We start from the raw sequence: 14793 nt of genomic DNA, 5'->3' as shown, positions 1-14793 counted from the left end.
AGTCATGATAGATAAAATTACAGTAGAAAAGCTTCTAAAATTTCGTGATGATAGAGACTGGGAACAGTTTCATAATTCAAAAGATTTAGCTTTAGCTTTATCTATTGAAGCATCTGAACTTTTAGAAATATTTTTGTGGAAAAAGAATGAAGATTTTGATAAAGATAAATTAGAAGAAGAGTTAGCCGATGTATTTATGTTTGGTTTATTGCTTGCAAATAAAAACAATATCGATATTAATGACATTATCGTAAAAAAATTACAGAAAAACAATGAAAAATATCCTGTAGAAAAAGCAAAAGGAAAATCAAATAAGTACGATGATTTGTAGTACAAGAATGAAGAATTTTACAATTACAGAGGAATACGATTTTGATCACCTCATAGAAGCAAAAATAAATGAAGATCACAGAGATTACTTATCTTGGCCAATAGTCTATTTTTTAAAAAATAAAAAAAACAAAACTGCTTACGTTGGAGAAACCACAGATATATTAACTAGGATAAACACACATTTAAAGTCAGAAAAAAAGAAACAACTTTCATCCGTAAATTTTATTTTAAGTGATTTATTCCACAAATCTGCCACATTAGACTTAGAGTCTAATCTTATCAAATACATTTCTGCAGACGGGCAATACTCTTTACAGAATGGTAACCTTGGTATTTCTAATCACCAGTATCATGAAAAGAAAGTGTATTGGGATTTATTCAAAGATATATGGGATGAACTGAGACAGCTAGGTATATCCCGACACTCTCTTGATTTTATTAATAACTCAGATCTTTTTAAATACTCTCCCTATAAATCTCTTTCAAAAGAACAAATCAAGGGATTGAAAATGATTCTAAATTGTTTGTTGGATGATAACGCGAAGGTAAGTCTTATTCACGGAGGAGCCGGAACTGGTAAATCTATTTTAGCAATATTTTTATTTAAATTATTAAAAACTAATTTAGAAGATTTTAACTATGCTGATTTTGATGAGGATGATGATGAACTTTTCATTTTATTAAAAAAAGTAAAGGAAAAGTTTACTGATTTAAATATGGCACTAGTTATTCCGATGGCATCATTCAGAAAAACTATTTCTAACGTGTTTAAGAATATAAATGGATTATCACATAAAATGGTGATAGGTCCATCAGATTTAGCACAAAATAAATATGATCTTATTATAGTGGATGAAGGGCATCGCCTAAGAAGAAGAGTAAATTTAGGTTCATATTTTGGAACATTTGATCGCAACTGTGAAAAACTAGGTTTAGATAAATTTACAGCATCAGAATTGGATTGGGTTATTTTACAAAGTAAAAAATCTATTATTTTTTATGATCAGTACCAATCCATAAAACCTTCGGATACTCTTAAAGAAAGCTTTAAAAAGTTAGAGTCGCAATCTTCAACACGTACTGAAAAATTAAAAACACAGCTTCGAGTACGCGGTGGAAACAATTATATAAAGTTAATTCATAAAATTTTTGACGCACCGTCTACCCCTCCCTTACAACACTATAAAACAGATGATTACGAACTTTATCTTTTCGACGATTTGTCAGAGATGATTGAAAGAATAAAAAAGAAAAACGAGGTACATGGTCTGTCTAGAATGGTAGCAGGATATGCATGGGAATGGGTTTCAAACAAAGATACTGAAGCTTATGATATCATTATTGGTGACAATCACTTAAAGTGGAACAGCATTTCTGTAGATTGGGTAAACTCTCCCAATTCTATTCACGAGGTTGGATGCATTCACACAACCCAAGGTTATGATTTGAATTATACAGGAGTTATTATAGGTCCGGAATTGGACTACGATTTTATATCTGGAAAACTAACTGTTGATAAGCAAAAGTATAAAGATAAAAATGGTAAAAATTCTATTCATAAAGAAGAAGAATTGCTAGATTTTATTATCAATATTTATAAAACCATATTGTTACGAGGAATAGAAGGTACTTACATTTATGCATGTAATGAAAACCTGAGACGTTTTCTTCATCAGTTTATTCAAAATTATAATTCTTCCACAGAGGACAAATTAATACAAGTTTCTAATACTCCATCAGAAAGTTCGATCCCTTTTTATGATCTAAATATTGCGGCAGGCACTTTCTCTGAATTGCAAGAATTAGAAAACGTAAAATATATTGAACTGGATAATCTTGACAATCGAGATGACTATTTTGCATGTAATGTAATTGGTGAGTCAATGAATAAAATTATTCCTAATGGAAGCATATGTTTGTTTAAAAAATATACCGGAGGTTCTCGTAATGGTCTAATCACTCTGGTGGAGGGAAGAAATATCACCGATTTAGAATTTGGAAGTAATTATACTATTAAAGAATATTCAAGCAAAAAGGTAATTGATGAAGAAGGCTGGCATCATGAAGAAATAACATTATTACCAAAATCAAATAATTATCACTTCAAACCAATATTTCTTAGAGACGAAGAAACAGTCGACTTTAAGGTTTTAGGTATTTTTGTAAAAGTCTTAAAAAAATAAAAAGGTTCAGCACATGCTGAACCTTTTTCTATATCTTAAGTTATCTATTCTCAATCAACCTCTCCAGTCTCCCCATCATCTCATCCTTCTCTTTCAGCATCCTTTCATAAAGTTCAATCTTTTCTTCATGCAACTTCTTTATCTCATCAATTGGACTAAAATTGAAGATTGAATTAGGATTTCCAACACAAGCATTATCACCAAACGTATTAGAAATAATATTCACCGCCTGCTCCTCATCAAAATTCTGAAACGCTTCCACCGGAATTTTCAATACTTCAGAAATTCTTTTCAGTAAGGGGTCTTCTATAATTTCTTTCTGTTCCAGCAGAGAAACTTTCTTCTGATTCCAGTCATCCCCAAGATCAAGAGCCAATGCTTCCTGCTTGATGCCCAGCATTTCTCTGAATCGTTTTACATTGCGTCCCTGATGTATTTTATGTTCCATGATAAATCAACATTTATGAAGTTTTAAATATAGAAAAATATTTAGAAAAACTTCCCTTGAAATAGAGTATAATTACAAGATCTGCTCTTCCTTTTTTTCTTCAGAAACTGAAATTTCTCACTCTTTCGCAATTTTGTGCTTTACGCTCTCTTTTTTTCATTAAAAAGTGATAAAAACAAAACTCCTTCATCCTGTTTTAATTATCTCATGAACGCCTACCAAAAAAATCACTTTGTGTTGATTTTCTATCACTTTACTTGTTATATTTGAATCAGTAATAAAAACACAATAGCATGGCATTAGACAATTTAATCAGCGTCAGAATCCATTCTGAAGACAAATATATGAGGATATGAAACAGTTATGCCGTCATCAATACTCCTCAGTAATTGCAGGCACTCCCTCCCGGCCCACAACAACCACCTGAATAAATGATGTTGAAGCAAATAAATTTTTTTTTCTCAAGAGCACGTGAAAACGTGCTTTTTTTATGATTGCACATTTTGTATCAAGCAGCCTGTTTTTAAGATACCAGAATTTTATTTATTTAATATGCAGACCTGATGGTATTTTTTAAAAGCGCCGTTCGAAAGTGCCTGACCGGGCTTATGGGACTATCTGGAGGCACTTGGGAAGGGGCGAAAATTAGTAATGATTTTTTGAAAATTACGGGTTCCCGTAGGCATGACTAAAATAATTTCGGTATAATTGCCAAGTATAAACAATAAACCATGCCAGTACCGGATTTTCAAAGCATAATGTATCCGTTTTTATCTTTATTACAGGATAATAAAGTATATTCTTTAGATCGCGTGATGCAGCTTCTCACACAACATTTTAATTTAACTAAAGATGATCTTGCCCTTAAAGTTCCCAGCGGCCAGCAGACACTGTTTAGAAACCGTGTAGGATGGAGCAGAAGTTACCTGCAAAAGGCAGGCTTAATTTCTTATCCGGCAAGAGCACACTATCAGATTACACCATTGGGAAAAGAAGCTCTAAAAATGGCCACCGCTCACTATATTAATATAAGTTTTTTGAAAAAGTTTGATCCCTTTAAGGAATGGGAAGCAAGCTATAAAAGTAATGGAGCTTCACCAGCAGACAGGACTGAAGTTTCAACAGTGGATGAAGACAGTGAAACTCCTGAAGTGATTATTGGTAAATCTATTAACCAGATCAATTCCAATCTTGAGTATGAGCTATTAAATATTTTGCGGAACAAAACGGCAGACTATTTTGAGCTGTTTGTTGTAAAGCTGCTTGATCAGCTGGGTTATGGAGGAGAAGGAAAAGGAAATTTTGAAGTAGTCGGACGCTCTGGAGATGGTGGAATTGATGGCATTCTCTATCAGGATCAGCTGGGGTTTGAAAAAATATATGTTCAGGCAAAAAGATGGGAAGCAAAAGTAGGATCACCGGAAATCCGCAACTTTATAGGGGCAATTGCCAATAAAGGTTCTAATAAGGGAGTAATTTTAACTGTAGGAGACTTTACAGCCGACGCTATAAATACTGCGAAAGAAAATCCTAACTATAAGATTGTTTTGATTGATGGGAAAAGACTGGCCGAACTGGCCGTTCAAAATAATATAGGAGTACAAATAAAGGATAAAATCGAAATTAAAGAAATAGATCTGGACTTTTTTGAAGAAGATTAGTTACTGACTTTTGCTCTCAAAAAAGCAGTTGTTTCCCATTAATAGAGTCCTTTAAATCTGTAATATAAATCTAAAAAACAAACAATGGATGAACTCAATGTTTCAACAAAAAACCCGCATGCATTAATCAGTGAGATTATTGATAAGATCAACAACAATAATATCCGATCTTGGATGTATAATGAAACGGATGAAATCTTTTATCATAAAGGGCCTCAGTATATAGATCATATTTATTTTAAGGTAAAGGTAGATGATGCCAGAGGTATACTGAAGTTTATTTTGTATTCTGACGGAAATAAGTTTGCTGAATCAAGAGCATTTCAGCTTTTGGAAGGAATGTTGGGAAGACATTTTAGCGGAAGTACTCAAATCATATAATGAATATGGATCATTTAAAAGTTTATTCCATTACTTTAGATCAGTTATTTAACGGTACCATTGAAGGATTAGAGGGTTCACAAAAAATTTTAATTCCGGAATACCAGAGATCCTATGTATGGACACAAAAACAGATAGTACAGTTATTATCTGATCTGCAAGCATCACAAAAAGACTGTAGCAGCGATAAGCCACTTTACTATCTGGGAAGTATAATCATTCATCAAACTAATGATGGACTTCAGATTATTGATGGCCAGCAGAGAATAACAACCATGCTATTGCTACAGCAGTTTTTGAATACCAACATTACAACAGTACATTATTCTAATCCTCTTAGCATACATCAGATAAAATCAAATTATGAATTTCTGAAGGCTTTGTTTGATGGAGACTATTTTGATTACATTGATCTGGTCGATGTTAAGGAAAGCCTGCAATTTCAAAACATTAATATAACCCTTGTCATTACAAAAAGTGAAGATTTGGCGTATACCTTTTTTGAAACTCAAAATACGGGAGGGGTGCGTCTTTCAGGAAGTGACATTATAAAAGCTCATCATTTGAGAGCTGTGGACAATCGTAAAATAGTTGCCTATCAGGCGAAACGCTGGGAGGAAAATCAGAAACATGTTGAAGATATTATTGGTTATCTGGGTAAACTTAGATATTGGGACAACAGATACTGGAGGCAATATCCCGGATACCGGATGCCAGCTGAAAAGAAAAACACGGTAATCAATGAATTCTGTATTGATACGGAAAAAACGGATCAAGATATTTCATACCATTATCAGATCAGCGAAAAGAGGAATGGAAACATCTACACTTCCACTCTCAGCAGATTTAAACAGGTAAGACAGCCCTTACATGATGGAAATAATACGCTGGATTATATAAACGACTATCTGAAACTGTATACAGAGTTGTTTATAGACCAAAATAACCATAGCATTCAGGAAGATTTTTATACTTTTTATAAAGATGTAGTTCATGGTAAAGACGGCACGATATTTTTAAAGGATCTTTTTGAAGCCTGTGTCATTGCTTATGTAAGTAAGTTTGGGTATGAGCGGCTGTATGAAACTTCCCTTTGGATGTACAGAACAATATTTTCATTACGGATTACCCTTGACAGAAACGTAAGGGAAGACAGCGTATTCAAACTGGTAAAAGATACTCATCTTATTGATACAATTCTGGACATCTATACTCCTGAAGATTTGATTAAAAGACTTAAGAAAGATCGTTTTAAATTCAATAAAAATTATACAGAAAGTTCTCATTCCAAATCCAAACATATAGAAACACTCAAAAGCTATTTCGGTTATTTTAAACAGGCTTCCGATTATCAGGAGAATTATGATTTTGATAAACAATTTGTACTACTAATTAAAGAAAAATTAAGATGACTCAGAATAAATTTGGGACTGCAATCATAACTTTAAAGGATATTTTATCATATAAGTTCTTAATTCCCACCTATCAGAGGCCTTATGTATGGGATGATGAGCAAATTAAAAGTCTGCTGGATGACTTTCATCTTTCGTTTACCAGTAATGCTAATGAAAACTACTATATAGGCACAATTATAACCAAGGAGGAAAGTACCTCAAACCAGATTGAACTTGTCGACGGACAACAGAGATTTACTACATTATGGCTGATTGCCTATTGTTTTAAAAAATTAAATGTTTCTACAAGATTGACTGAATTTTTAAAAGTGGGAGATCAAATGAAACTGTCATTCGAGATAAGAAATGAAGTAGAAAATTATCTTTACTACTTATTGAATAATTCGTCTGAACATATTGAAAATGTTTACCCTGATGTAAATCGGCAGGAATTTGTAAAACATATTGCCAAAGCGGTATCAACCATAGAAAGTTACCTGAGGCTTATAGATGAACAGGCAGGTTTTGGAGATTTTATTTTTGAAAATGTACATCTGGTCAAAAACAATACGCCTGATAATGTTGATCTTAACAAGATTTTTACAACCATCAATAGCTCTGGAATACAATTAGAACAGACGGATATTATCAAGTCAAAACTATTGAATCATTTAGGCGACGAAAAAGTGCTCTACAGTAAATTGTGGGAGGTTTGTGAAAATATGTTTTCTTATTTTGAAAAAAATGTTAGGGACTCATTTGGCGGAGAACTCACTAAAAAGCTGGACCTTACAAGCTGGGTTGCATTTCGAAGGGATATTTTTTATGCACATGCAGAAAACAGAGAAGAACAGGCACAAGGTCTTACAATATCAGATATTATTAATAATACAAGCATAGCGTTAACCACAACTGAAGAAACGGATCAAAAAGATAATCTGAAATCAGATGAAATTTACTGCAGGTCACTAATTTCTTTTCCTCAATTGCTGATACATACTTACAGGATCCACCTTGCAAAAGAGTCTAAAGCTGATTTTGAAGGAACCTTTCATGCCAACAGGATTATAGAAATTTTTGACCCTTTAATTAATAGCAATAAAGAGGAAATTAAACGTTTTCTGGAACTGCTTTGGGACGTAAGGCAGGTCTTTGACCTCTATATTATAAAATGGGTTGTTGATTTGAGCACAAAACAGGAATCTCTGGAGCTTGTAAATTTTAATAAAAATTCTAATGATTATTATTCCAAAACCAACTATGCAGTGGATGATTTTCACCAACTACAAAGTATGCTTTACTTTACAGGGGATTATCTGAGACAATATTGGTTAACACCCTATCTGCATTTTCTTCTCGAAAACAAAACACAATATGATAAGGCTAAGGCTTTATTACGGCTTGAAGAAATAGACAATGAATTGTCTCTTACTAAAGATAAGAACAAGAATACAAGTTTTTCACAACTTTCGCAAGATATAGATTATCACGTGGATTACGAATTGTATCTATATCAATCGCATGGGGTAAGATTTCAGCATTATTGGTTTCAGAAATTAGAGTATATACTCTGGAAAAACTGGAAAGACCGGGAGGATGAAAAATTTAAAAGATATAGAATCTCATCAAAAAACTCTGTAGAACATTTAAATCCGCAAACTCCCAAACCGGGAGCGATGAAATTAAAGGAGGAATTACTAAACGCTTTTGGAAATCTGGTTCTTTTAAGTGTTACTCAAAATTCTGAATACAGTAATAAATATATACACGTTAAACAAGCTGAATTTAATTCTAAAAATAATTATGATACATTAAAATCCAAACTATTTTTTGATGAACTGGATGACAATGGTGATTTCGAAAATTTGATCAGCATTCACGGAAAGCAAATGATTGAAAACATTAAGAAGCACTATAACGATGTGAGAAATAAAAAAAGTAAAAATTTAATTAATTCTGATATGCTCTGATTTCATATTGATAAAAATCAGTAATACAAATTATGAGGGCGTATTTTTTACCTGATAGTATATGCTTGTGATGCAAATAATATTCATTTTCTCTACTCATCATAACAAAATACAATAGCTTCATTATATCCTAACTTCTACGCCCTTCATAATACTTTAACACCCATTATGCCCATTCCCCAGATAAATTTTCGTTCTTTTGCAAAAAGTTTTAATTTTAAATAATCGCATGTCGAAGTTTGATGAAATCCGGTATTTTTACGATCAGGAAGTGAATGAAAGATTGGGAAGTATTGCCCGCGATCCTATGATGAAGGCGCTGATGAGCTTTACTTTTCCTGAGACGGATGAGCAGGTATGGCTGGAGCAGTTTAAAGATGTTCATTCCATCAGTGATTTTCAGCATCAGTTTGTGGCTTATGCTGTTCGCCAGATTCTCGCCAAAAGCTCTGAAGGATTAACCACTTCAGGCTTCGATAAGCTGGATAAAAAGACCTCTTATCTCTTCATCTCTAATCACAGAGATATTGTATTGGATACTTCCCTGCTTAATCTGGTGCTGCTGGAAAGTGGTCTTATCATGACGGCTTCTGCTATTGGTGACAACCTTGTGCGCAAAAACTTTTTAAATGTACTGGCAAAGCTGAACCGTAATTTCCTGGTTCAAAGAGATTTATCTCTGCGTGATCAGCTTACCAGTTCACAGACCATGTCTGAATATATCAAAGAACAATTGCTTACGGAAAACCGCTCCGTATGGATAGCACAGCGTGAGGGCCGTACCAAAAACGGTAATGATGCTACCCAGCAGGGTGTCTTAAAGATGCTTGCCATGGCAGCGGGAGATCAGTCTCTGACGGATTACTTTAAAGCATTAAAAATTGTTCCTATTTCTATTTCTTACGAATATGATCCTACGGATTCTTTAAAAATGCCCCAGCTGCTGGCTCAGCATCGGGATGAGCAATATATCAAAGGAAAAAATGAGGATTTCACCACCATGCTGAGTGGAATACTAGGACAGAAAAAACGAATTCATCTTCATGCCGGTAAAGTGATTGATACTGAACTGGATGAAATTGCAGCCACTATTGACAATAAAAATAAACAGCTGCAGGCAATTGCCCAGGTAATTGACCGATCCATCATCAGCAATTATAAGCTTTGGCCTACCAAATACATCGCTTACGACCTTCTTCACCATACCGATACTTACGCCTCCCAATATACGGAACAGGAAAAGCAATTATTTATCCGCAGACTTGAAATGCGTATTGATCCGTCTGATCCTGTTTCTAAAGAATATTTCTTAGCCATGTATGCCAATCCTTTAGTGAATAAGCTGAAACTGGAAGAAGGCTTATAAGAAGAATTTACTATTAGATAAAAATAAAAACCACTGCTGCTGAGTAGTGGTTTTTGTTTCTAATTAAATGTACGAATCAAATGCACCCCTATAAGTAAGAAGGTGCATTATTTTAGTTTTCAATTGGATTATTATCCTTCTTAAATGTTTCAATCATTTGGTCTCTTCTTTCTTTTGTAAGAGTTTTACTTTGTGGATAAGGATTGTTTTTAAATTCTTCCCGTTTTTTAATATACTGTTCTTTTGTTACCGGAATACCTTTCTGTAAAGGAGCAATTTCAATGGCTTTTTTTTCAATTCCAATGGCTGTAAATGAATGATACTTATTCTCATCACTAATCTCTAAAATTAGACCTGTTAAGCCTTTAAATCTATATGGACCTTCAGAAACCGGAATATCTTTTGCGTACCAAGCTGTATAAACCCTGTTCCCAAACTTAGTTGTAGCTTTGTTGCACTTATATCCCAGAATAGTTCTTACCTCTTTAAAATTAGTATTCCAGTCTAAGTAAGTATTTTCAAATGTGAAAAAATCACGATTAATATTAGACGTAAAATAAATTTTTGAACCTTCTCTATACACAGAATATCCTACCTTATATTTCGGTAAATCAGATGCTTTAATTTCAACATTGCTTGAAGTTTGAGCAGCAAAAGTTGCCTTTTTGACAGCTTCTCTTGCAGCAGCATACTGCTGACTATAAAATACCGAAGAATTAGGGTTAAAATCTAAAAGCATTAGCTCTTTGAACCTATGGTTTGGATTGATATCTGTAGTATCCCTAACAAAAGAATATTCATATTGAACCTGAAGTTCTGAAATGGACGTATTTGCTTTTTGTTGAGAAAACAAACAAGTAAAAGAAATCAGTAGTATTATTGAAAAGTATTTAAACATTCTGGAATTTTTATTTTATTACCACATTCCTGCTAAAATAGGGTTTTCAAATGGAGCCGCACATTCATCTTCCATTTGTTGTAAATCTGTCAAATAACAATCTGGAGCATCATTAGGTTCATTTCCCATTTCAACTGACTTTATTTTAATACTTTGCACATATTTACAAAAAAGTTTCTCTAAGAAATTGCGGAAACCCATAATGATAATTAAAATTTTATCTGCTTATTTTACGACTTCGAAACTGTTGCTATCAATTCGTCGCTTGTGACATAGAATCTACCTCTATAATTGCATCTGCAAATGCTTTTGGAGCCTCCTGTGGCAGATTATGTCCAATGCCGCCCGTTACGGTATGATGTGCATATTTTCCTGTAAATCTGGCAGCATAGCTTTCCGGGGCAGGAAACGCAGCACCGTTGACATCGCCTTCCAAAGTAACGGTTGGAACTGTAATGGAGGGAGATTTTGCCAATTGGGCTTCAAGCACATCGTATTTTTTTTCTCCTTTAGCTAATCCCAAACGCCAGCGGTAATTGTGAATGACAATATCAACATGATCAGGATTATTGAACGCTGCCGCTGAGCGTTCGTAGGTTTGGTCATCAAAAGCCCACTTTGGAGAAGCTGTTTTCCAGATTAATTTATTAAATGTTTCTGTATTGGCCTTATACCCCTTATACCCTCTTTCTGTGGAAAAATAATACTGGTACCACCATAAAAATTCAGCATTGGGAGCCAGAGGTTTTTCATTGGCCTTTGGACTTCCTATCAAATATCCGCTTACAGCAACCAAACCGGTACAACGCTCAGGCCACAGCGCTGCCATGATATCTGCTGTTCTTGCCCCCCAGTCGAACCCGCCAATAATCGCTTTATCTATTTTCAGCGCATCCATAAATGCAATAATATCCAATGCAACAGCGCTCTGCTGGCCATTGCGTTTTGTGTTGGCGGAAACAAATGTGGTGGTTCCATATCCTCTTAAATAGGGGACCAGAACACGATAGCCCTTTTCTGCAAGTAGCGCAGACGACTCTTCAAAGCTATGGATATCATACGGCCATCCATGAAGAAGGATTACCGCTTTACCGCTTTCGGGGCCTATTTCTGCATAGCCCACATCCAGCAATCCCGCCCTGATTTTTTTTGTATTCTGAAAAGCTGACCGGACTGTAGTGTTTTCCGTGTATTTTTCGCCAGCGGCATTATTCTGCGCTTTCAGAGATGATAATCCCATTCCCATACTAATAACAAGGGAAATAACGGATAATAATTTTTTACTGAAATTCAATGTAGTATTCATAATGGTGATGTTTTGTGAGGATAAAATTATTCCAAAACTAAGGCAGATGGAAGGAGAAATATCATGAACAGGCCATATTACGAGGGGAATCCTGATTTTCGGACGCTGAACCGGACCGCTGAAGACAGTAAAATGCATTAGCCTCCTGACTGATTTCTTCCCTGGCATTAAAAAATATCACGAATAGGTCTGAAAAATAATTCATCATCCATCAGTTTTTTCAAAAACCTTATCTTCGTATTCTTAAAAAATTGACGCAATGAAAAAAATACTATTGCTGGCTTCGGCTCTTTTTGTTCTCAATTCATGTGTGGTGAGAACGGCTACAAAAGTAGTATCAGGAGCGGTTAATCTTGGATATAAAGCGGTAAAAGGAACGGTGAACGGAATCAGCTGGGCAGTAAGCAAAGCGAAAGGAAAAATAGATGAAGACCGGCTGGACGGTACGTGGAAGGTGGTTGGAGTATATCGTGGTTCTTTTGAGGATTTTTCCAAAGACCAGAATCCTGATGGCTCATTTACCTCAGAATGTGCGGAAGGTTTTGATCAGATTGTTTTCAAAACTAAAAAATCTAAATTTAAGCCGGTTCACTGCAGTACGCAGGATGAAGACTGGGTGAAATACTCTATGGAGTTTGGTAAAAACCCTTCAACAAAAGAAAAGGAGAATTATATAGAATACAACTCCAACAATTACATTTCTGTGATTGATGTTAATAATAAAACAATGGTACTGGAAGGAAACCTTATTCCCAAGCTGTCATTTTCCGGAGCGAAACTGTATCTTCTTGAAAAGGTAAAATAAAACTACCGGCAGGATGAGGTTATTTTAAAAACTGAGCAGCAATAAAATAACCTCCACCTATCACCAGTAGTGGCAATGCTATAGAAATCAGCAGTAAAGGCAATGCAAATATTCTGAAATAAGTATACAGGGTCACATAAGAAGGATTCGCAGGGTCATAAATAACGGTCTCTGTGTCTCCTACAGACCAGGCTGAAGGATTGGTTCCTTCCGGCAGCTCAAAGGTATATTCAATATTATTACGGGTGCGAAAGGTAAATAGGGGACTGAAAACTTCCCCATCGGATTCGAAAACCCTTAGTGAAGTGACGGTAGCGGTTGCTTTTTCTGCATTTTTTAAGAAGAAAAGTGTATTTTTAAAGCTCAGCAATGCTGCTGCAAACAGAATGACCCCTGCTCCCAGAATAATGTAATATTGCCACATAGTATTATTGTTATTTCCGTTCATACTAATTTTACTCTGAAAACAAACATTTTACGATCTCATTTGTTTTCAGATTAATATCCTAAATATACAAAGATTTAGCACTTCCGGAAAAACGACTCCGCTACCGGGTTTCTATATCGACAATTTTCTGTCCTTCTTTTCCCAGGTAATGCAGTACCAGCTTTTCATATACTTTATATCCGTCATCTACATTGGTAAATATTACAATCCCTTTTCCCGAACCGGGCACGATAATAGCAATACATCGGGTTCCCTGATCCGCGCCGCCATGAGATAATGCATATTCACCATTTCCAAGGTCATAGATTTCAAGACCTAGCCCGAAATATTTGTTTTCTTTAACTTTCACCTGTTTCTTGATCATTTCCCGGAATACCTCAGGTTTCAGGTTTTTTCCTTTCATTACGCTTACCATAAAGTTCCCGTAATCTTCTACCGTGGTATGAAGATCATCCGCAGCGTTAGCTGTTTTGATTTTTTCTATGGGGTAAGCCTCTCCTTTTTCATTATATCCTGTTACAAATACTGATTCATCAAGATCTTGATCCCAGATATAATTTGTACTGTTCATTTTGAGCGGTTTAAAAATCAATTCTGTGGCAAGCTGATCCAGTGATTTTCCCAGCTTCTTTTCGAGCGCCTTTCGCAAATATTCAAATCCTTCTCCTGAGTATTGGTATTTTGTACCGGGATCAAACTGAAAATTCAGTTTTTTGTCAGCATTCATCCATCTCCAGTTGGGAAAACCGGTCTGATGGCTCAGAATAATTCTTGTTGTCAGTTTTTGATGCCTTGGGTCGTTGATGAGGTCAGGGTCTGTCCAGTAAGCATCTAATGGCTCATCTAAATTCCATTTTCCCAGGCTTACCAGACGCAGTGCCACCATTGCTGTAACAGGTTTGGTAAGAGAGGCTACATTAAAACGGGCATTAAGCGGAGCCGAAACTCCTTTCCTGAGCTCTCCAAAGACTTTTATCGTCTGAAGCTTCCCTCCTTCGATAATGCCTAATCCCAGCGTGGGAATATGATTTTCTTTCAGCCAGCTTTGCATTGACTGATCATTATCAAACATTGTTTCAAGATCGGTGGTTTGCTTCGGATGATGATTAAAACTTAATGAATTCTTAAGCTTCCATTCGGCATTTTCCAGCATCCAAAGGTGGGTAAACTTTGCTTCTCCTACTAATTTTTCTGCCTGATTACCCGTTCTTTCATAAAAAAGATGATCTCCATTCTGAATGGCTGCATATATCTTACCATCTTTATACATGGGAAAAATTTCTGTACTGTTTTTTACCAGTACTCTTTTTAGCTGAAAGGTTTCCGGAGACTTGCACAATCCGTTTTTAAAATCAATGATAAATTTCTCTTTATTCTCAAAACCGCTTTTATCATGATAAAATTCAAACGTATCACTCAACATACTTTCCATCTTCGCGATGTTACAGGTATTATAACCTCCTGAAAAAAACAGACTGTCTTTTGACATAATGGTTCTATAGAGAGGATCAGTACTTTTAATTTGTGCCTGTGCCGTACTGAAGAATAGGATGTAAAGAGAAAAGATAAACTGAGTATACTTTGTCATTGCTGATTTTTT

At 35.1% G+C, this 14793-nt stretch carries 14 protein-coding genes; 8 read left to right on the top strand and 6 right to left on the bottom strand.

What is annotated here, in order from left to right; all coding sequences use genetic code 11:
- The first annotated feature begins 4 nt into the window (after positions 1 to 4).
- Together BLW74_RS04725 and BLW74_RS04720 are read left to right on the top strand one after the other, a co-directional pair.
- Positions 5 to 331, top strand: a complete 327-nt coding sequence (locus BLW74_RS04725; RefSeq protein ID WP_185116337.1) for a nucleotide pyrophosphohydrolase — start codon at positions 5 to 7, stop codon at positions 329 to 331.
- A 7-nt stretch (positions 332 to 338) separates the two neighbouring features.
- Complete coding sequence (locus BLW74_RS04720; RefSeq protein ID WP_089690274.1) at positions 339 to 2516, top strand: DNA/RNA helicase domain-containing protein; 2178 nt, start codon at positions 339 to 341, stop codon at positions 2514 to 2516.
- Between the two features lie 40 nt (positions 2517 to 2556).
- On the opposite strand, the gene BLW74_RS04715 is transcribed toward BLW74_RS04720, so the two are convergent.
- The gene (locus BLW74_RS04715; RefSeq protein WP_089690273.1) at positions 2557 to 2964 is read right to left on the bottom strand and encodes a helix-turn-helix domain-containing protein; all 408 of its coding nucleotides are present in this window, start codon (positions 2962 to 2964) and stop codon (positions 2557 to 2559) included.
- A gap of 731 nt (positions 2965 to 3695) precedes the next feature.
- Between BLW74_RS04715 and BLW74_RS04710 the strand changes: the two genes are divergently transcribed.
- From BLW74_RS04710 to BLW74_RS04690, 5 genes are all read left to right on the top strand, one after another.
- Positions 3696 to 4625: a restriction endonuclease gene (locus tag BLW74_RS04710; protein ID WP_089690272.1), complete on the top strand. Its 930-nt coding sequence runs from the start codon at positions 3696 to 3698 to the stop codon at positions 4623 to 4625.
- An 84-nt stretch (positions 4626 to 4709) separates the two neighbouring features.
- Entirely contained in the window at positions 4710 to 5006 is a 297-nt protein-coding gene (locus BLW74_RS04705; RefSeq protein WP_089690271.1) for a hypothetical protein, read from the top strand.
- A gap of 5 nt (positions 5007 to 5011) precedes the next feature.
- Positions 5012 to 6418 (top strand): DUF262 domain-containing protein, encoded by a 1407-nt coding sequence (locus tag BLW74_RS04700; protein ID WP_167358371.1) that lies wholly within the window; start codon positions 5012 to 5014, stop codon positions 6416 to 6418.
- A complete protein-coding gene (locus BLW74_RS04695) occupies positions 6415 to 8370 on the top strand; it encodes a DUF262 domain-containing protein (RefSeq protein WP_089690269.1) in 1956 nt (651 codons plus the stop codon). Before BLW74_RS04700 ends, BLW74_RS04695 begins: the two co-directional genes overlap by 4 nt.
- 229 nt (positions 8371 to 8599) lie before the next feature.
- Positions 8600 to 9736, top strand: coding sequence for a 1-acyl-sn-glycerol-3-phosphate acyltransferase (locus tag BLW74_RS04690; protein WP_089690268.1), 1137 nt, complete (start codon positions 8600 to 8602; stop codon positions 9734 to 9736).
- Positions 9737 to 9848: 112 nt separating this feature from the next.
- Here the strand turns inward: BLW74_RS04690 and BLW74_RS04685 are convergent, their stop codons facing one another.
- Genes BLW74_RS04685 through BLW74_RS04675 form a run of 3 tightly spaced genes read right to left on the bottom strand, consistent with a single transcriptional unit; the run spans position 9849 to position 12078 of the window.
- On the bottom strand, positions 9849 to 10634 hold the full coding sequence (locus BLW74_RS04685) for a GLPGLI family protein (RefSeq protein ID WP_089690267.1): 786 nt from the start codon (positions 10632 to 10634) through the stop codon (positions 9849 to 9851).
- Between the two features lie 18 nt (positions 10635 to 10652).
- The gene (locus tag BLW74_RS04680; protein ID WP_089690266.1) at positions 10653 to 10835 is read right to left on the bottom strand and encodes a hypothetical protein; all 183 of its coding nucleotides are present in this window, start codon (positions 10833 to 10835) and stop codon (positions 10653 to 10655) included.
- Between the two features lie 52 nt (positions 10836 to 10887).
- Complete coding sequence (locus tag BLW74_RS04675) at positions 10888 to 12078, bottom strand: alpha/beta fold hydrolase (protein WP_228424770.1); 1191 nt, start codon at positions 12076 to 12078, stop codon at positions 10888 to 10890.
- A 121-nt stretch (positions 12079 to 12199) separates the two neighbouring features.
- Here BLW74_RS04675 and BLW74_RS04670 point away from each other — a divergent pair, with 121 nt between their 5' ends.
- Positions 12200 to 12745 (top strand): hypothetical protein, encoded by a 546-nt coding sequence (locus tag BLW74_RS04670; RefSeq protein ID WP_089690265.1) that lies wholly within the window; start codon positions 12200 to 12202, stop codon positions 12743 to 12745.
- A gap of 19 nt (positions 12746 to 12764) precedes the next feature.
- Here BLW74_RS04670 and BLW74_RS04665 read toward each other — a convergent pair whose 3' ends face one another.
- Together BLW74_RS04665 and BLW74_RS04660 are read right to left on the bottom strand one after the other, a co-directional pair.
- Positions 12765 to 13193: a DUF3592 domain-containing protein gene (locus tag BLW74_RS04665; protein ID WP_089690264.1), complete on the bottom strand. Its 429-nt coding sequence runs from the start codon at positions 13191 to 13193 to the stop codon at positions 12765 to 12767.
- 100 nt (positions 13194 to 13293) lie between these two features.
- A complete protein-coding gene (locus BLW74_RS04660; protein ID WP_089690263.1) occupies positions 13294 to 14781 on the bottom strand; it encodes a serine hydrolase domain-containing protein in 1488 nt (495 codons plus the stop codon).
- Positions 14782 to 14793 lie beyond the last annotated feature (12 nt).

Origin of the sequence: Chryseobacterium culicis (assembly GCF_900108365.1) — a bacterium.
Taxonomy (GTDB): domain Bacteria; phylum Bacteroidota; class Bacteroidia; order Flavobacteriales; family Weeksellaceae; genus Chryseobacterium; species Chryseobacterium culicis.
This window is presented reverse-complemented; position numbering and strand designations above follow the sequence as displayed.